At 52.5% G+C, this 17,625-nt stretch carries 17 protein-coding genes and 3 tRNA genes; 7 read left to right on the top strand and 13 right to left on the bottom strand.

Going from position 1 to position 17,625, the window contains the following annotated elements:
• Window positions 1–121 precede the first annotated feature (121 nt).
• The 6 genes from FCN51_RS23375 to FCN51_RS23350 form a co-directional block, all read right to left on the bottom strand.
• On the bottom strand, window positions 122–1,897 hold the full coding sequence (locus FCN51_RS23375) for a glycosyltransferase family 2 protein (RefSeq protein WP_201762631.1): 1,776 nt from the start codon (window positions 1,895–1,897) through the stop codon (window positions 122–124).
• Window positions 1,898–1,984: 87 nt separating this feature from the next.
• Window positions 1,985–2,061, bottom strand: a tRNA-Arg gene (locus tag FCN51_RS23370).
• A gap of 36 nt (window positions 2,062–2,097) precedes the next feature.
• Window positions 2,098–2,403 (bottom strand): ETC complex I subunit, encoded by a 306-nt coding sequence (locus FCN51_RS23365; RefSeq protein WP_088364919.1) that lies wholly within the window; start codon window positions 2,401–2,403, stop codon window positions 2,098–2,100.
• 23 nt (window positions 2,404–2,426) lie between these two features.
• Window positions 2,427–2,503 (bottom strand) — tRNA-Pro (locus FCN51_RS23360).
• Window positions 2,504–2,561: 58 nt separating this feature from the next.
• A complete protein-coding gene (gene gpt, locus FCN51_RS23355) occupies window positions 2,562–3,047 on the bottom strand; it encodes a xanthine phosphoribosyltransferase (protein WP_003629580.1) in 486 nt (161 codons plus the stop codon).
• Window positions 3,048–3,106: 59 nt separating this feature from the next.
• A complete protein-coding gene (locus tag FCN51_RS23350) occupies window positions 3,107–4,492 on the bottom strand; it encodes a glycosyltransferase family 4 protein (RefSeq protein WP_160257000.1) in 1,386 nt (461 codons plus the stop codon).
• A gap of 84 nt (window positions 4,493–4,576) precedes the next feature.
• Here FCN51_RS23350 and upp point away from each other — a divergent pair, with 84 nt between their 5' ends.
• A complete protein-coding gene (upp, locus tag FCN51_RS23345) occupies window positions 4,577–5,245 on the top strand; it encodes a uracil phosphoribosyltransferase (protein ID WP_019088284.1) in 669 nt (222 codons plus the stop codon).
• 39 nt (window positions 5,246–5,284) lie between these two features.
• Window positions 5,285–5,536 (top strand): hypothetical protein, encoded by a 252-nt coding sequence (locus FCN51_RS23340; RefSeq protein ID WP_014457031.1) that lies wholly within the window; start codon window positions 5,285–5,287, stop codon window positions 5,534–5,536.
• 91 nt (window positions 5,537–5,627) lie between these two features.
• Here FCN51_RS23340 and FCN51_RS23335 read toward each other — a convergent pair whose 3' ends face one another.
• Both FCN51_RS23335 and FCN51_RS23330 read right to left on the bottom strand, forming a co-directional pair.
• Complete coding sequence (locus FCN51_RS23335; RefSeq protein ID WP_014457032.1) at window positions 5,628–5,873, bottom strand: hypothetical protein; 246 nt, start codon at window positions 5,871–5,873, stop codon at window positions 5,628–5,630.
• Between the two features lie 138 nt (window positions 5,874–6,011).
• Window positions 6,012–7,352 carry a UDP-glucose dehydrogenase family protein gene (locus FCN51_RS23330; RefSeq protein WP_160256999.1) on the bottom strand — a complete coding sequence of 447 codons (1,341 nt, stop codon included), beginning with the start codon at window positions 7,350–7,352 and terminating at the stop codon, window positions 6,012–6,014.
• Window positions 7,353–7,631: 279 nt separating this feature from the next.
• Here FCN51_RS23330 and FCN51_RS23325 point away from each other — a divergent pair, with 279 nt between their 5' ends.
• Window positions 7,632–7,970 (top strand): P-II family nitrogen regulator, encoded by a 339-nt coding sequence (locus FCN51_RS23325; protein ID WP_003625731.1) that lies wholly within the window; start codon window positions 7,632–7,634, stop codon window positions 7,968–7,970.
• 84 nt (window positions 7,971–8,054) lie between these two features.
• Here the strand turns inward: FCN51_RS23325 and cysE are convergent, their stop codons facing one another.
• Window positions 8,055–8,924 carry a serine O-acetyltransferase gene (gene cysE, locus FCN51_RS23320; RefSeq protein WP_003625733.1) on the bottom strand — a complete coding sequence of 290 codons (870 nt, stop codon included), beginning with the start codon at window positions 8,922–8,924 and terminating at the stop codon, window positions 8,055–8,057.
• 2 nt (window positions 8,925–8,926) lie between these two features.
• Window positions 8,927–10,177, bottom strand: coding sequence for a UbiH/UbiF/VisC/COQ6 family ubiquinone biosynthesis hydroxylase (locus FCN51_RS23315; RefSeq protein ID WP_160256998.1), 1,251 nt, complete (start codon window positions 10,175–10,177; stop codon window positions 8,927–8,929).
• 357 nt (window positions 10,178–10,534) lie between these two features.
• On the opposite strand from FCN51_RS23315, the gene FCN51_RS23310 reads away from it, so the two are divergent.
• Window positions 10,535–11,110 carry a DedA family protein gene (locus FCN51_RS23310; protein ID WP_003625736.1) on the top strand — a complete coding sequence of 192 codons (576 nt, stop codon included), beginning with the start codon at window positions 10,535–10,537 and terminating at the stop codon, window positions 11,108–11,110.
• 530 nt (window positions 11,111–11,640) lie between these two features.
• Here FCN51_RS23310 and FCN51_RS23305 read toward each other — a convergent pair.
• Window positions 11,641–11,730: transfer RNA gene (locus tag FCN51_RS23305), tRNA-Ser, on the bottom strand.
• Between the two features lie 159 nt (window positions 11,731–11,889).
• On the opposite strand from FCN51_RS23305, the gene efp reads away from it, so the two are divergent.
• From efp to FCN51_RS23290, 3 genes are all read left to right on the top strand, one after another.
• Window positions 11,890–12,456 (top strand): elongation factor P, encoded by a 567-nt coding sequence (gene efp / locus FCN51_RS23300; protein ID WP_003625750.1) that lies wholly within the window; start codon window positions 11,890–11,892, stop codon window positions 12,454–12,456.
• A gap of 45 nt (window positions 12,457–12,501) precedes the next feature.
• Entirely contained in the window at window positions 12,502–13,332 is an 831-nt protein-coding gene (locus FCN51_RS23295) for an inositol monophosphatase family protein (protein ID WP_080587156.1), read from the top strand.
• Window positions 13,333–13,443: 111 nt separating this feature from the next.
• A complete protein-coding gene (locus FCN51_RS23290) occupies window positions 13,444–16,422 on the top strand; it encodes an ATP-dependent DNA helicase (RefSeq protein ID WP_201762574.1) in 2,979 nt (992 codons plus the stop codon).
• A 19-nt stretch (window positions 16,423–16,441) separates the two neighbouring features.
• Here FCN51_RS23290 and FCN51_RS23285 read toward each other — a convergent pair whose 3' ends face one another.
• Both FCN51_RS23285 and FCN51_RS23280 read right to left on the bottom strand, forming a co-directional pair.
• Window positions 16,442–16,645, bottom strand: coding sequence for a cold-shock protein (locus FCN51_RS23285; protein ID WP_003625755.1), 204 nt, complete (start codon window positions 16,643–16,645; stop codon window positions 16,442–16,444).
• Between the two features lie 143 nt (window positions 16,646–16,788).
• A complete protein-coding gene (locus tag FCN51_RS23280; protein ID WP_160256997.1) occupies window positions 16,789–17,457 on the bottom strand; it encodes a dienelactone hydrolase family protein in 669 nt (222 codons plus the stop codon).
• Window positions 17,458–17,625 lie beyond the last annotated feature (168 nt).

Raw genomic sequence — 17,625 nt, 5'->3', positions numbered from 1 at the left:
TTCTCAGTGTTTCCGCGCGGAATGCCGCTTAGCCTTACCGCACTTTGTTCTATCGCTCTTTGATAAACAATCTACCGAACAGAGGCCATACCGCAGCACACGAATAGCCGTGAAAGAATGATTAATGGCCTGAATCATTCTCTGGTTGGACACGATAAACCTTTTCCCAGAACGCTTTGCTTGTCAGCATTGGCAGGTTTTTACGATAAGAGCGCCTGATAGCTGAACCCCGCAAAACAAACACAAGACTTGTTTTTATAAATGCGCCCAAAAGGCTAAAAAACCGCAACTTATTCAGTTCAGCCTCAAAAACATCCAGACTTTCATATTTGCGATACACAATATGCCGATGGCGAAAGGTTAGCCCCAGCAGCCCGCGCGTATATTCCCCAACATATGCAGGCGTTTTGCGCAAACACCATTGCGGCAACAAATGCCCGTTCAGGCTTAAAAGCCTGATATATTTCCGCATACGTGTTTCTGGTTTGCCTTCATAACAAAATGGCACCGCTTGAAAATATGCAGGGTCCTTACTGTACGAAGCTTCTTTTTGGATACGCTTGGCTAGAGGCATGAAGTCCAGATTCTGCCGCCAAAAATTTGACCCTTTGCTGACATCCTCAAAAGCCAGCAAAATAGCCTGCGCGCTTTGGTACCTGCATGATAGCGCACACCATAAAAAGGCCAGCCCCATCATTTTTAAAGCCGGCAATGTGCGCCCCTGCCCCACCATAAGGTAAATAGCCAAGGATGCACGCATACCCAAGTAGCGGGTAAAGGCGCTTTCCTTGCTCAGAAAGTGTTCTGAAAAACAGGCAATACCATTTACCGTAACAATATTAAAACGGTTTATGAGGCCAAAAAGTGCATCATCCCCCCTTACAAAAAAAGGAAATGGGTAGGCTGATACGGCATCTAACCGAAACGCAAAAAACCACCAACCACCATAAACCGGCTTACCAACACCCTGCTCCAACTGCAGTAGGTTTTCTACAGGCCTGACATCTGCGCCTTCATGCAAAGGCCGAAACACACCACCTGAGAATTCCGCACCTTTTTCCTGCACACTCCATGGTTTTTGATCATCCAACAACGTGCCGGCCAAACCTATGCGCCTATCTACACTGTAGGCCAACATGGCGTAGCAGCGCCGAATGGCTTCAACCTCGCAGGAAATATCATCATCCATAAATAGGCAGTGGGTAAATGTGCCCTGCTCATGCAGGTATAGAAGGCCACGCGCAAAACCACCGCTGCCACCGTAATTATGATTTTTGATAACCTTGGCCCCCGGCACCTCCGCCGGATCAAGGTTGGCTGAATTATCTATAACAATAAAATGGATCACATCCTGATAGGCAGGATCTTGCAAAAGCGCCTTTTGCACCCGCTGGATGGAATTACGTACATATTGTTGCCGATTAAAATGCGTGATGACAACGCCCAACTGCGGCACCTGCACCATAGGTGAGGATGTTGCAAAATATGCGGTTTCTACCGTGCACTCGGCCTTGGCTGTTACACTAAAATACAGCAGACCTTCAGATAATGCAGGCCACGCCGATATTTCCTCCGTGCAGCGTATTTCGTCTTCAATTTCCTTGCTCCAAAGAGGTGTGACAACACCAGCTTGGGAACGATGAAAAAGTGTGACCTCACCTTGCCCGCATATATGCAAGCTCAATGACAAGCGACTTACGCCACCCGCCTGCTTCCATTTTTTTACAGAAAACGCATTGTAAAATGTATCAAAGGTAAATGCTTGCCCAGCCTTTAGCCGAAAAGCTTGGGGGGATGCCTCCGCCACACGCTCTGGCAACGCAGGACGCGCGTACATTGCATCGCATTGCTCCAGCCCTTCTGTTGGCAGGATAAGACGATGCAAAACCGTAAGCATGGCAGCACTTTCAAACGGAGCGTAAAAAGACACATCCGGCTTTAGCGCACACAAACGCCTACTGCACCCTGTATTTTAGGAAAAAAGTGGCGCGCCCTGCTGGATTCGAACCAGCGACCCACAGCTTAGAAGGCTGTTGCTCTATCCAACTGAGCTAAGGGCGCTTTACGCCCTACGCATAATAGGGAAAAGCAAGAAAATCAATGCGTCCAGTTTTGGATGCGATCATAACGGAAATTATCTGCATACACTTTTGGACGACGCATCCGCTGTGCAGTTTCTTCCACCACATACGCAATATGTTCGCGCTGTGCATAAGCCTCTGCGGCTTCGCGGCTATCAAAATACAAATGTATTTGAGATTGTGGATCTGCACTACCGGTCCACCCCATAAGGGCGCTCTGCTTATGTGGAGCAGATTGACCGTATTCAAAAACCCATTCTCTGGTGCCAGCTAAACCGGACTGACCAGCAGGCTTTGACTGCCTATAAATACGCGCCGGCATGATGTTGCCTCCCGCTTTATTTATGGTCGGGGCGCCCGGACTCGAACCGGGGGCCTCGTGTACCCAAAACACGCGCGCTACCAGGCTGCGCCACGCCCCGAACTGAGCGCTTGTTTAAGCGCCTATTCGGAGTATGGCAACCCTCTGATTGTAAAAAATCAGTCAACCGTGCTTTTTTTGCTTTTTGCCAGCGGCGGCACAAACAAAGGAGCTGTATCCCAAGGGAACAAAACCCAGGTATCCTGCGGCACTTCTGTAATAAACAGGTCTGTCAATTCCTTGCCTGCAGGTTTGGCATACAGGCACGCAAAAAAGGCTTTGGGCAGTTTTTCACGCACCACACGGGCGGTTACGCCAGAATCAACCAGATCATCAATAATCAGAAAGCCTTCACCATCTCCTGCGGCAACGGGTTCCTTAATAATCTGGGGCTTGCCCATATTTTCTTCATCATACGTCACGACAGAAATTGTTTCTATCAGACGGCACCCCAGTTCACGCGCCGCAATGGCTGCGGGAATCAAACCTCCGCGTGTTACCGCCACAATGCCTTTAATGGGCATTTTAGGCATCAGCGCCTCTGCCAATGCACGCGCATCACGGTGCAGCTGATCCCATGTTACCGTGGCATAATTCACAGCCATTCAAGCGTTCCCTTTTCCATCCATTCCGCAAACAATGCTTCTGTCGTGCCGCCGGGCCATTACATGACTGTCTGCCACAGCGTCTGTGCTGCCTGGCTCCAGCTGGTAGGCTGAAAATGTGCCTTTATCTGCTGTTCCATGGCGGCAAGACCCTGCGGCTGATCCAGAACGTTACGTACAAGCTCCAATGCCTGCGATGCGTTATCAGGGTCAAACATTTCTGTCAGCCCCATACCTGCTTCTGGCAGGGAAGACGCTGATGCGGTCAGGCTGGGTTTTCCCCAATACAGGCTTTCTGTCACCGGCAGGCCCCAGCCTTCATAAAATGAGGGGAAAATCGTAAACTGCGCCTGCTTATAAAGCTGCGCCATACAGCTATCAGACGGCCGATCTATCCATACAACATGGCCATTCAGCCACGCGCTATTTTCAAGCTGCTGCAACAGATCGTCCACCAGCCATCCCTGCCCGCCAGCAATCACCAGCTTTGGCACGGCATTGGCTGGCCGTTCCTGCAATAACCGCCGCCAGACCCTAACTAACAGCGCATGATTTTTACGCACTTCCAGCGTGCCCGCGCACAAAACATAAGGCCCAAGCTGTTTTATGTGCTCTTGCACAGAGGCAGATGCACTTTCTGGGTCTGCTTTAGAAAACCCACACCCCATAGGCACAACAATGACGGGAACAGAAAGAGGCTTGCCGCTTTGTTGCGCGTAAGTCAGCACATCTTTCTGGGTAGATTCGGAATTAGCAAAAATAACATCGCATTCCGGCACGACCTGTTGATACCAACGCCGGAATACCGCAGGCAAACCCGGCTGGCACCATTCTGGCCACAAAAGCGGCACCAGATCATGCACCAAAACCCCAATACGCATGCCGTATTGCTGCCGACACTGCCGCAACAGCTTTTGATACATGGCATGAGACCATGAAGCCCCTAGAGAAAGCAGAATATCCCCCTTTTGGGGAGAAAAAGCCTGCCCCTGCACGTTCAGATTATCTTTTTTGCGCAAAGTTTGAGACGCCAGCCCCCACAAACCACGCACCAACGCACTTCCGGCCTGCAAGGCACTCTGGCTATTTCGGATAAGCTTACCGGCAGGAACACGCACAGAAACAGGGACATGCTGCCCACATTTTTGCAGCAAACTTTGGTTTGTACTGTGTGAGACCGAAAGGCTGCGTATCCGCATTTTTTCTGGCTGCTCTGTATCCTGCCCACTTAGGGCTTGCCACACAGCCTGCACTTGCGCCCAAGACACCACCACAAAACCAGTGCCCTGAACATTATGCCGCACAAAACCAACGTGATCAGCCATATGCGGATCAGCCATAAAGGCTGCACAGATTTCCAGCACAACGCGTTGAATACCTGTAAGCCGTGCACCAGCTTGCGCAAAGGCAAACAGATCTTCCACATCCATCCAGATACGCTTCATGATGGCTATCCTTTTTCTCTATCCGCACAATCTGGATAAAACATATTCTGCATCCGCAAGAAAACGTGGCAGACCCGCTTTTCCATGATTATAGAGGGTTGCATGACAAGTCATGCTGTTACTCCCCTCCCTCCCCTTGTGCTGGATCATCCGCTTATCAAGCACAAATTGACCCATTTGCGGCGCGCAGAAACCTCTACTGCCGGTTTTCGTCGCCTTGTGCGCGAACTTAGCTTGCTGATGTGCTACGAAGCCACCCGTGAGCTGCCATTAGAGCCAGTAGAAATTCAAACCCCACTGGAACCCATGCAGGGTGAACAACTGGCAGGCCCGGATGTTTGCTTTATTTCCATCCTGCGGGCTGGCAACGGGCTTTTAGATGGCATGCTGGACTTGGTACCCTTTGCACCGGTTGGCCATATTGGTTTGTACCGCGACCCTGAAACACTGGAAGCCGTAGAATATTATCTTAAGCTTCCTTCTCAGGTTTCTTCCCGCCGCTGTATTGTTGTTGATCCCATGTTGGCAACCGGGCACAGCGCGGCAGCCGCTATTACACGGCTGAAGGAAAAAGGGGCGCGCAAGCTGCTGTTTACCTGCCTGCTTTCCACCCCAGAAGGCATTGCCTGCCTGCAAAAAGCGCATCCTGATGTGCAGATCATGACATGTTCTATTGATCGCGGTCTGGACGAACACAGCTACATCGTTCCTGGCCTGGGTGATGCTGGTGATCGCCTTTTTGGCACACGTTAAGCGCTTGCCATTTGGCACGCATTTTTGTGGATCCGTGATATGAAACTGAAATCCGCTACCGTTCTTGCTGGTCTTCTGCTTGCACTTACTGCATGCCATGAGCAGCCCGCATCAGACAGCACGCCCTTGTTCCATGACAAGGCGCACCAGAAGGCTCCTCCGCCTATTATTGAGGATGAGGACGAAAACCCACATGGCGGCCCGGCATTAGATGAAAATGATGGCTACCGGCCTGATACATCCAAGGCAAGTGGACCTTATCTGGGAACAGGAGCTGGCGGCTCACCGTAATATCGCAACGGTTTACACCACACTTTTGATAAAGCCCCATACCTGCAAGTTTTGCTGCTTGCAGGTATGGGGCTTTCATTTAACGCCAAACTTACTCATCCATTTCTGGAACGCTGCCAATGCGTTCCAGAAATTCTGGTTCTCCATAATCCCCAGCTTCTTCATCCACCTGCATACGCACCACCAGTGCTCCGGCCACAGAAAGAATACCCGCTCGCACTTTTTCTATCCGGCGATGCGCATCTTCCGGGTTACGGCACAAAATGGCAGCCCCACCCTCTAACTTGGTGCCACGCCAGACAAACGGCTGAAAAACAATACGTTCAGACAAAGACATGAGATCCTCCTCATCTTTTCTTTGTTCTGTATTTGTTCTTTTGGAAATTGCAAGCTTAATTATAAAACCGCCCAACAAAAAAAGCCGTGGCCCTTCCGCTAGGCCACAGCTTTTTAAGCAGTACGCTGCTTTGTGGTGTTATGGACGCCCAACCGACAGATACGAAAAACCGGAAGCGCGCATAACTGCGGGATCAAAAATATTGCGCAAATCCACAATAATCTTGTTTTGCATACGCTGCGCCAAGGCTTCTGGTGAAATGGAACGGAATTGCTCCCACTCCGTCAAAACCACCAAAACATCAGCACCCTGCGCGGCATCTAACGCGTTTTCACAATATATCGTTTCTGGCGGCAACAATGGTTTGGCGGCATCCATGCCAACTGGGTCATAGGCCTGCAAGCGCGCCCCGGCTTCGGCCAAACGATGCAAAATGGGGATGGAGGCAGATTCCCGCATGTCATCTGTTTCTGGCTTGAAGGTCAGGCCCAGCACTGCCACGGTCTTATTGTTTACCGAACCACCACACGCCGCAATAATCCGCCCAGCCATAGCCGCTTTACGGGCTTCGTTCACTTGTACGGTGGTTTCTACCAGACGGCACCCACTTTGAGCTTCCTGCGCAATGCGAGAAAGTGCGAGCGTATCTTTGGGGAAGCAGGAACCACCATAACCAGGACCGGGATTCAAAAAGCGGCTGCCTATCCGCTCATCCATTCCCATTCCGCAGGCCAACTCCTGCACATTGGCCCCTAATTTTTCACACAGATCGGCCATTTCATTGATGAAGGAAATCTTCATGGCCAAAAAGGAGTTAGATGCATATTTGGTCAGTTCTGCCGTTTCCAGACCGGTAAAGACCAATGGGGCATCAATCTTCTTTAGCGGTTCGTAAACCCGCTGCATAACGGCTTCTGCTCGGCGTGCGCGTTCTGGCTGCTTTTGATCCAACCCGATAATCACCCGGTCCGGACGCATACAGTCATCAATCGCGCTGCCCTCACGCAGGAACTCTGGGTTAGACGCCACATCAAAATCCAGATCCGGGCGCGTGGCGCGAATAATCTCTGCTATTCTGCGGCTGCTGCCGACTGGCACAGTCGATTTGGTGACAATAACGGCATACCCGGTAAGAGCCTGCGCAATCTGCCGAGCTGCTGCGTGCACATATTGCAGATCCGCCGCACCATCTCCGTTACGAGGCGGTGTGCCCACAGCAATAAAAACAGCCTCTGCCCCGGCTACCGCCTGCGCAATATCATCTCCAAAAGTCAGCCGTCCGGCACGTGCATTGGTTTCCACCAACGCATCCAGACCAGGTTCATAAATGGGGATACGACCTTCGCGCAAAGCAGAAAGGCGGTCTGGATTTGTTTCCACCACGGCCACATGCAGCCCAAATTCAGCAAAACATGCACCGGAAACCAGTCCAACATATCCGCCACCAATCATGGCTATACGCACGAGCAACTCTCCCATCCTGCCATAAGGTCACAACCTGCTTGATGCACAAACATCAGGTGAACTCAACTGCGGCATCAATGCCCTGTGCAGCCAACATACGCAATGTGAAAAGGTGAATACTTGATTTCTGCTCTTTATTTTGGCCCGCTTGAGGCCCAAAAAACCAAAAGCGCGCATGTATATGCCAGTCTTAGCATTCACATTTACGCTCACCAAATATTCGCCTAGCGCAAGCCAATTTAATATGTCACTATCGAAACGGAATAGACGGACATTTAATGGAGTAAAGAGCGCATGAAACTGGTTACTGCGATTATCAAGCCTTTCAAACTTGATGACGTGCGCGAAGCTCTGGCCCCTTTAGGTATTCAGGGGTTAACAGTTTCTGAAGTGAAAGGCTTTGGCCGGCAACGCGGCCAGACCGAGATTTACCGTGGTGCAGAATATCGCATCAGTTTTCTGCCCAAAATCAAGGTTGAAATTGTTATCAAAGATGACATGGAAGACATGGTTGTAGAAGCCATTGCCACAGCAGCGCATACTGGCAAAATTGGTGATGGCAAGATTTTTGTAAGTGATATTTCACGCGCAGTGCGTATTCGCACAAAAGAATCTGGCGAAAGTGCTCTGTAATCAAGTTTTCGCGCGCTACGTTACTTTAAAAAGACATTACTGAAGGAAAATACATTTCCTTCAGTAATCATCTTTTATTTTCATTCAGATAATATAATCGATCGGCGGAAGAGTCTGATCCATATTCAGGGCAGGCATACGCCCGGTATGGCGTACACCCACCTTACGGGCCGGGTTACCTACAACCGTTGTAAAGGGCGGTACAGGCTCCAGCACAATGGAACCAGCGCCAATTTTAGCGCCCTCTCCAATTTCAATATTTCCCAAAACCTTGGCGCCAGCACCAATAAGCACGCCACGCCGCACCTTAGGGTGCCTGTCTCCAGAATGTTTGCCTGTGCCACCCAGTGTGACGTTCTGCAAAATGGAGACATCATCCTCAATAATGCAGGTTTCCCCCACAACAATGCCCGTACCGTGGTCAAACAAAATACGCCGACCAAGCCGCGCTGATGGGTGAATATCTACAGCAAACAGTTCTGATGCACGGCTTTGCAGGTGTAACGCCAGATGGCGCCGCCCCTCCGCCCATAGCCAATGTGCCACCCGATAGGTCTGAACTGCCTGATAGCCCTTAAAGAACAGAAACGGCGTTACAAAATCCGGGCATGCGGGGTCTCTTTCTCGAATCGCCAGCAAATCGGCAGCGGCAGCGCATACAATATCCGGCTCTGCATCAAAGCCTTCTTTAACAAGCTCCGCCAAAGCATCGGACGCTACAGACCGATCTCCCAACTTGCGCCCGATCAACGCTGCCAGCGCAGAAGAAAAATCTGAATGGCTGCGCACACCTGTCGCCAACAACCCTTTCACCAACGGATCATGGCAAACACAGGCCTGCTGCGTCATCTGCTGCCACAAAACATTAAGCTGAGGCGCGCAGATTGAACTGTCTTCATCAAAATGGCTGGCTTTGACGGCAGCCTGAGCGCCGTCATGCGTTGCTGCGTCCATTTTTACAATCCCATAGCGTGCTTTACAAAGGCTTTACGCAGGCCAGGCAAACGGTTCACACCCGCAATACCAACATCGCGCGCAAACCTTAAAACTGGGTTATTGTTACTGAACAGCCTGTCCAGCACATCGGTTGCTGCAAGCATAAGCATATTGGCCGGGCGGCATTCTGCCTGATAACGCGCCAAAAGCTCAGGCGCTCCCAAATCCTTACCGCGCTTATGTGCCGCAATCAAAATCTTGCTCAGCGCAATAATATCGCGAAAACCCAGGTTAAGCCCCTGCCCGGCTATGGGGTGGATACCATGTGCCGCATCCCCCACCAGCACCATACGCGTATCCGTATAACGCTGAGCGTACTGGGCAGACAGAGGATACGTCCACCGCCGCCCAACAGGCTTCACCTGCCCTAAACGGTTATTGCCCATCCGGCGCTGAAGCTGCATGGCAAACACATCATCCGGCAATGCTGCAAAACGCTCTGCCAAGCCATCGTGATCACTCCACACAATGGCGGACATGTAAGGATGTTCCTCATTGCCCGGCAAAGGCAGTTGCGCAAACGGCCCTGCAGGCAGGAAATGTTCGAGCGCGCTGTTATCATGCGGAAATTCGTGCGCAATGGCGCAAACAATGGCCGTTTGACCATAGGACAAACGGGTAAGCGGAATACCAGCTTGAGAGCGCAAACGGCTTTTACGCCCATCAGCTGCAACAATTAGTTTTGCCTTAAAGCTGCGCCCATCATGCAGGGTTACTGTTGCCCCCTCCTTGCGCCGCACAATGGTGGCTTCAGCCGGGGCCAGCAGTGTAATTTCTGGCGTAGTATGCAGGCTGGCGTTCAAAGCCACGCGCAAAGAACGTGCCTCAATCATCCACCCAAATGGCTGATTGGCATCTTCACGCGTGAACTCCAGAAACAACGGCGATGCAGGCTCACCCGGCCGACCATCCGTTACAAGAATATCCTCAATCGGGCAGGATGGCAGTGGCAGAGCTTCCCACACACCGGCTTCTTCCAGATATGCTTTTGGGCCAGCAGCAATAGCATAGGCTCGGCCATCAAAATCCGGGTCTTCCATGGGGGGCAGATCCGCCTTGTCCACCACGGCCACTTTGATACCCGCCTGCGCCAAATGGCAGGCCAAGGTTCCCCCAACAGGCCCAGCACCAATAATGCAGACATCTACATCTGAAATGGGCATCTGCGCGTGTGCTGCCGCTGCATGTTCGGCATGGGCTGTCTGATGCATGGGTTTCGTTCCTTAGCTCACAAGCGCCATACTTTCTGGGCGCATCTTCTCCAATTAAGGAGCAGTCTATACACCAGCCCCCTACGCTTGTAATGAATTTGTATCAAACAACCCAAAAAGACATGAAATTACAGAGAGTTAGGTTCGCCCGAAAATCTTCATCCCACCCAGAAAAGCCATAATGGCTTAAGGTGCAATCTTGCCATGCACGAAAGCCACTAGCCTGCTTTTTTGGATTCCATCATGGTTTGCCAACTTTTTTACCTTCATCGCACACTCTAAGGATTATTCCCCCTGCTTGAGCATCTCGACTATCTGCTGCAGCATTATGGATATGGAATTGTCACCATCATTGTCATGATGGAAAGCATGGGCCTGCCCTTACCGGCGGAAACCTGCATTATCACGGCTGCACTTTACAGCCTTAAAACCCACCATCTGGGTATTGAGGGCATTACTGCGGCTGCGGTTCTGGGCGCCATTATTGGGGATAATCTGGGTTATCTGATCGGGCGCCATGTTGGGCTACCCCTTTTGCAAAAACACGGTGCCAAAATTGGCCTGACAGCTGATCGCCTTCTGGTAGGGGAATATCTGTTTCACCATCATGGCGATGCCATTGTTTTCTTTGGCCGCTTTATCTCTGTTGCGCGCGTGTTTGTGGCATTGCTTGCAGGCGCATGCCAGTTGCGTTGGCCGCGCTTTATGCTGTTTAACGCCCTTGGTGGCACTTGCTGGGCTGGTGGCTACGCTATCGGCACATACATACTGGGTAATCAGATTACCAAATTGTCTGGCACAGTCGGAACATGTGTGGGCGTTATAGGAGTTATCTTTATTATCGGGAGCGCCATCTTCCTCAAAAAGAATGAGAAGAAACTGATGCAGCGTGCCCTTGCCGAAGCAAAGACGGGGCAGTTCCCACCAGCCTGAACGGCATATGCTGGCGCTGCCCTAGAAAATTATACATTTGTACCTTAAATGCCTTTGCCTCTGTTCGCTTTCCAAATTCCATTGGCAAACACGTAAGGTAAAGAAAGCACATAAGATGAGATGGTTCAGATCCCGCCTGATATGCCGCCTTCTTGGCCACAAATGGTCACCTTGGCAGCGTGAAAATTCATGGGGCAACAAGACTGAATTTTTGCACCGCCACTGTCTGCGGCATGGATGCCTGGCGACCGAGAAAAAAGCCGCAGAAACCCACTAAAAACACATAAACGCAGAACCTGTATGGCTCCTATGATCTAAAAAGTACGGGTTTTCTGCGTTCTTCTTTGCTCAAGCTGAGCTGTTTCTCACAAAAAATATGCTCTCTTCCTGCTCGGCTCCGCAAAAGCGGAAGACTCTAAAGGTCTAGCCGAGAAAGTGTGTTTGCCCATTTCCACTTACATGGAAGCCCTGATACGGGAGCAAAACTGAGCGTTTTACAAAGATATTAAAAATTTTGGAGAAGTTATAGTTGGCGGATGGGGTGGGATTCGAACCCACGGTACGGTTCCCCGCACGCTGGTTTTCAAGACCAGTTCCTTAAACCACTCGGACACCCATCCTCATGTCATCCATCTGAGGACCTGCCGCCTTATAAACAGGATATGGCCACCCTGTCCAGCGGGAGAAAACACGATATATCAAGTGCAGCAAACTTGCTCTTCGGGCGTCAGGCTTGTACAAGCCCCATCCTTAATGGACATTCCTTTCAGGGACGAATTATGAAACAGCAGGCAAACCTGATCCGCGCCGGTCAGGTGATTGAGCATGATGGCCGCCGCTGGACGGTGCTGAAACAGCAGATCATCACCCCCGGCAAGGGCGGAGCATTTATTCAGGTTGAAATGCGCGACCTGAAAACCGGCAACAAAACCAACGAACGCTGGCGGACCGCTGATAGCGTTGAACGCCTGATGACGGAAGACAAGGAATACCTGTATTCCTACACCGATGGCGAACTGCTGGTTCTGATGGACCCCGAAACCTATGACCAGCTGACCGTTCCTGTGGATCTGCTGGGTGATCAGGCTCCGTTCATTCAGGATAACATGACCATCAACCTGCACCTGGTTGAAGGTGACCCGGTAGGTATTGATCTGCCGCCGCAGGTTACGCTGGAAGTTGTGGAAGCTGATCCGGTTGTAAAAGGCCAGACGGCATCTTCCTCCTACAAGCCCGCAAAACTTTCCAATGGTGTAAAAACCATGGTGCCGCCCTTTATTGAATCGGGTGAACGTATTGTGGTTCGGACGGAAGACGGTTCCTACGTCGAACGCGCCAAAGACTGATCCCTTCCGTTTTTCTCTCCAGAGCAGGACAAAACTACAGTGGCCATGCGTCTCTCCCCCGTCATGATGGTGATGCAAACAGCAGCCCAGAAGGCGGCCAAGCGTCTCCTGCGCGATTTTAACGAAGTCGAGCAGCTTCAAGTCAGCATCAAAGGGCCGGGAGACTTTGTTTCCCAAGCTGATCTGCGTGCAGAACAGACCCTGCGGGAAGAGCTGGAACGCGCCCGCCCCGGCTATGCCTTCTTTATGGAAGAATCCGGCAAATCCGGCAGCGATAACTGGACATGGCGTTGGGTGGTAGACCCGCTGGATGGCACCACCAACTTCCTGCACGGTATTCCGCATTGGGCTATTTCCATTGGCTTGCAGCGCCGCCTGCCTGATGGGCGTATTGAGTTGGCCGCAGGGCTGGTTTACAACCCGGCAGCGGGTGAAATGTTCTGGGCAGAAAAAGGCACGGGTGCCTATCTGAACGAACGCCGTATCCGTGTATCCGCACGGCGTGACATGCAGGAATCCCTGTTCGCCACGGGCATTCCATTCGCCAAGGTGCCTGCACGTATGCGCCTGCCGTTTGCGCGTGTGCTGGGTGCCCTTATGCCGCGCGTAGCCGGTGTGCGCCGCTTTGGTGCTGCAGCGCTTGATCTGGCATGGGTAGCTGCCGGACGTTACGAAGGGTATTGGGAATTCGGCATCAAACCGTGGGATTGTGCCGCCGGTGCCCTTATCGTGCGTGAAGCCGGTGGGCAGGCGACAGACCCCGCAGGCGTTGATCTGGATGATCTGCCTGACGATGTCATGATTGTTGCTGGCAATGGCAACCTGCACAGCAAACTTCTGGAAGTGGTGGCAGATAGCCTTAAAGACGGCAACTAACTTTTCTGCCCCAGATTACCATCTAAAAAGCCCGCCTCATTAAAGTGAGGCGGGCTTTTTTGTTCTTCATATGTTGCTTTTTGATTTCTAGCTCTGGCATTCCGCGCCGGAATGGATCATCTAGTATTTATCATGCAGACATCCTTCCCCTCCGCTTACGATGCCCCAGCACTGGTTGCATATAAGGGAGCCTATTCCCTTCTTACGGAAGATGGAGAGGTTCTCCATTTGTCTGCGCAGGATGTTAGGCAAAACCTGCAAAACATGCCTTGTCCGCTGGTTATTCATGCGCCAGCATTGGCGCGGCGGTTAGATTTACCGCCTCCGGGGCAACCAGCACCATGGCTGGATTTATTAGAGCTATTTGCCTTTGTGCACCCCGCCACACCTGTGGCCCCTACCCCACGCGGTTTGGCGCTGGCCTTAGGCATGCAGGATGAGGACATAGGCGCCGCAGAAGCTGACCTTCTGCCTCGCCTTCTTTCCCTTCTCCTTACCAATCTGGCACGTCAGAACAACGGCACAACAGCGGAGCATCTTGCTGCTCTCACTGTAAGATTGGGTCAAGCTGGATGGATCTGGAGCGGTACAGTTGCCGAAACCTTGGGGCTGCATGACAAACTCACCCCGCAAGGCAGATTACCCGAGACAATGCTTCAGCCAGGGGATGCTCTGCGTATCTGGCGTTTTTTGCCAAAATGGGAGGAAACACCGCTTCCTCCTCCCCCAGCATCTCACCCCATTTCACCCGTAGAAGCACGCGAGCAACTGACCAAAATGCTGGGCGAGGATGCCGAAATCCGCGCCGGGCAAGCCGACTTCGCATCAGTCGCTACCGGGGCGTTTGAACCACGCAATGTGCGCGGAGATCCTGCCATTGTGCTGGCAGAAGCTGGCACAGGAACCGGCAAAACCTTAGGCTATATTGCTCCCGCCAGCCTTTGGGCGGAACGGAATAAGGGGGCGGTGTGGGTCAGTACCTATACGCGCCACCTGCAACGGCAAATTGAGCAGGAAACCCGCAGGCTTTACCCAGATCAGGCCACACATCGGCAACGCGTTGTGCTCCGCAAAGGGCGGGAAAACTATCTGTGCCTGCTGAACATGGAAGAAGCCGTTAACACTGCGGCATCACGCCCGGCCGGTATTACCATCGCCCTTATCATGCTGGCCCGCTGGGGCTTGGCCACTGCGGATGGAGACCTGTTTGGCGGTGACCTGCCCGGCTGGTTTGGTGATCTGTTCGGCCAAGGGAATCTGATAGGCGTGGCAGACAGACGCGGCGAGTGCATTCACGGCGCATGTGCCCATTATCAGCATTGCTTTGTTGAACATTCCATCCGCCGCGCGCGTGAAGCTGATCTGGTTATTGCCAACCATGCTCTTGTCATGGCGCAGGCTGCCTACGCGCAGGCAGGTATGAGCGACGATGCCGATGAAACGGATGATCCCTCGGCTCCCTCCCGTTATGTATTTGACGAAGGCCACCATCTGGCCGATGCGGCAGATAGCGCCTTTTCTGCCGAACTTTCCGGGCTGGAAGCGGCTGAGCTACGGCGTTGGCTGCTGGGGGCGGAAGGACGGCGCTCCCGCGCTCGTGGTTTAAAGCGGCGTCTGGATGATCTGGTTGTCGGCCATCCCAAACTGGAAACACCTTTGGAAGCGGCGCTTATGGCCGCAACGGCCCTTCCCGCCCCCGGCTGGTCTTCACGATTAGGGCAGGAACAGGCGGATGAACCACCGCCGCCAGAACCCCCGGAAGATATCGGGCTGTTTCCGCTTGAACCAGAAGCTCCTCAGCCGGTGTTGGAAAATCCTACAGAAGTTTTTCTGCGGCTCCTGCGGCAACAGGCTCTTGCCAGAACACAGGAAGGTGGAAAACAGCACGTTTATGCTGCCCTTGAATGTGATCTGCACCCTTTGGTACCAGAGCTGGCAGAAGCCGGGCATCTTCTGACCCGCGCCTTAACACGCCTTGTTGAGCCGCTACGCACCTTGGTGGAGCGCCTGCACGCGCGCTTGGAAGAAGATGCCGAAACGCTGGATTCCACAACACGCGGGCGCATAGAGGCCATGACACGCGCCTTACGCCGCAGGGCTATCTCGCGGCTGGATGCGTGGATTGCTATGCTGAGCGCACTAGACACACCACCTGAGCCCGATACCACACCTTCCCACGTGCACTTTATCCGGGTTGAGCGGCGCGAAAAACAGCGCATGGGAGAACAGGATGTGGGCCTTTACCGCCATTGGCTAGACCCCACCATTCCGTTTGCTGGCATCATGGCTATACCCGCACAAGGTATGTTGATTACATCAGCCACCTTGCGTGACCAGCAAACAAACGAACCAGATAGCGATAACGCAGAACAGGCGTGGGAGGCAGCGGAGGCACGCACCGGGGCCAATCACTTCCCTTCTCCACCTCTGCGCGCCAGCCTGGCCAGCCCGTTTGATTATGCCCGCCAGACACGCGCCTATATTGTAACGGACATAGACAACAGCAGCATTGTTGATCTCGCCGCCGCATTTCGCACGCTTTTCTTGGCATCCGGCGGTGGTGGCTTAGGGCTGTTTACGGCCATTTCCCGCTTACGTGGCGTGTACGATCGTATTGCCCCAACACTGGAAGAAAACGGTCTGCCGCTTTACGCCCAACATGTAGATGCGATGGACAACAATACGCTGGTCGATATTTTTCGAACGGAAGAACACGCCTGTCTGTTAGGCACAGATGCCATGCGAGATGGCGTGGATGTACCCGGCAATGCGTTACGGCTAGTCGCCTTTGAACGTGTGCCGTGGCCCCGGCCAGATATTCTGCACCGTGAACGCCGCATTCACCTTTCTGGAGGTGATCCGAAATCTTTTGATGAACGAATTGCACGCCTGCGGTTACGCCAAGCCTTTGGTCGGCTTATTCGCCGCCAGTCTGATCGCGGGGTATTTGTCCTGCTAGACAGGCGCACCCCTACCCGCTTGCTCAGTGCTTTTCCCGAAGGTGTGGAAGTCCGCCGCCTTGGGTTGGCAGATACAGCGCGAGAACTTGCTGCCTTTTTGGCAGATACAGAAAGGGCCGATCAAAACTGATCGGCCCTGCCTGAAAAAATCAATCTACTTTCAGATTGGTTGCAGCCTGCTTGCCGCGTTCTTCAACCAGATCGAAAGAAACCTTCTGTCCGTCATTCAGGCCACGCAAACCCGCTGCCTGTACTGCGGTAATATGCACGAACACATCTTTACCGCCATCATCTGGGGCAATAAAGCCATAACCCTTGGTGGCGTTAAACCATTTTACTGTACCGGTCGGCATGAGCGGGATAGTCCTTGTTCTTCTCAACGTTTTGTCCTGCTGCACACCGTGTGCGGTTCAGGATATGCCCCATCCCCCCATGACCAGCCGCAATTGTCAATCATAATTCGATAACGGGCCACGGTCGGGACAGGGAAATAGCCTTACGGATTCATATTGCTTTTCAGGAAATCAACGCTGCGTTCCTGCGCTTCCTGATAAGCTTTGGCATTAAAAGAGCTTCTTTCCGGGCAACCAAATCCGTGCCCTGCATCGTCGTACACGTAAAGTTCAACTTCCGGATGCGCCTGCCGAATAGCCGCAATATCAGTATGCGGGATACTTGCATCCTGTTCACCAAAATGAAGCTGCACCGGGCAGCGCGGAGTCTCGTTTCGGCTGGCGGCAATACTGCCGCCATACCAGCCAACAGCAGCCGCAAAATCATCGGTTTTGCACGCAGCTTCCCACGCCAATGTGCCGCCCCAGCAATAGCCGATAATGCCCACCTTACGGGGTTTGAATACCGAGGCCGCCGCCTGAATATCCAGTAATGTTTTGGCAAGCGGAATCTGTGCCCGCAGTGCTAGGCCTTCTTTCACACCTTCTGCTGAATAATCCAGCTCTACTCCACGTTTCACACGGTCAAACAAAGCTGGCGCAATGACGTGAAATCCTGCCTTGGCAAAGTTTTCACAAACCTGCCGGATATGGTGGTTCACACCAAAAATTTCCTGCAGCACCACAAGTGTGTAAGGATGATGGCTGCCTTCGGTTTCCCATGCAGAAAACTCATGTCCATCTGCAGCCTGAAGTGTTGTGATATGACCCATGTAAGCACCTCCTATGTGCTCTCAGGTTACAGCAAAAAGAAACTTTATCCACATTCCTTGACTCTGCCTTTGGGCAGACCTATCTCCTTTTCTGGCACTCCCGGGGTGGGAGTGCTAACGTAACGCGGCGTTATGTTACGCGCGACAAAGCGGATGGGGCTGCTTTCT

Origin of the sequence: Acetobacter pasteurianus (assembly GCF_009914215.2) — a bacterium.
Classification (GTDB): Bacteria; Pseudomonadota; Alphaproteobacteria; order Acetobacterales; family Acetobacteraceae; genus Acetobacter; species Acetobacter pasteurianus.
Note: the sequence above shows the minus strand (reverse complement) of the source record. Positions and strands in the feature narration are given on the sequence as shown.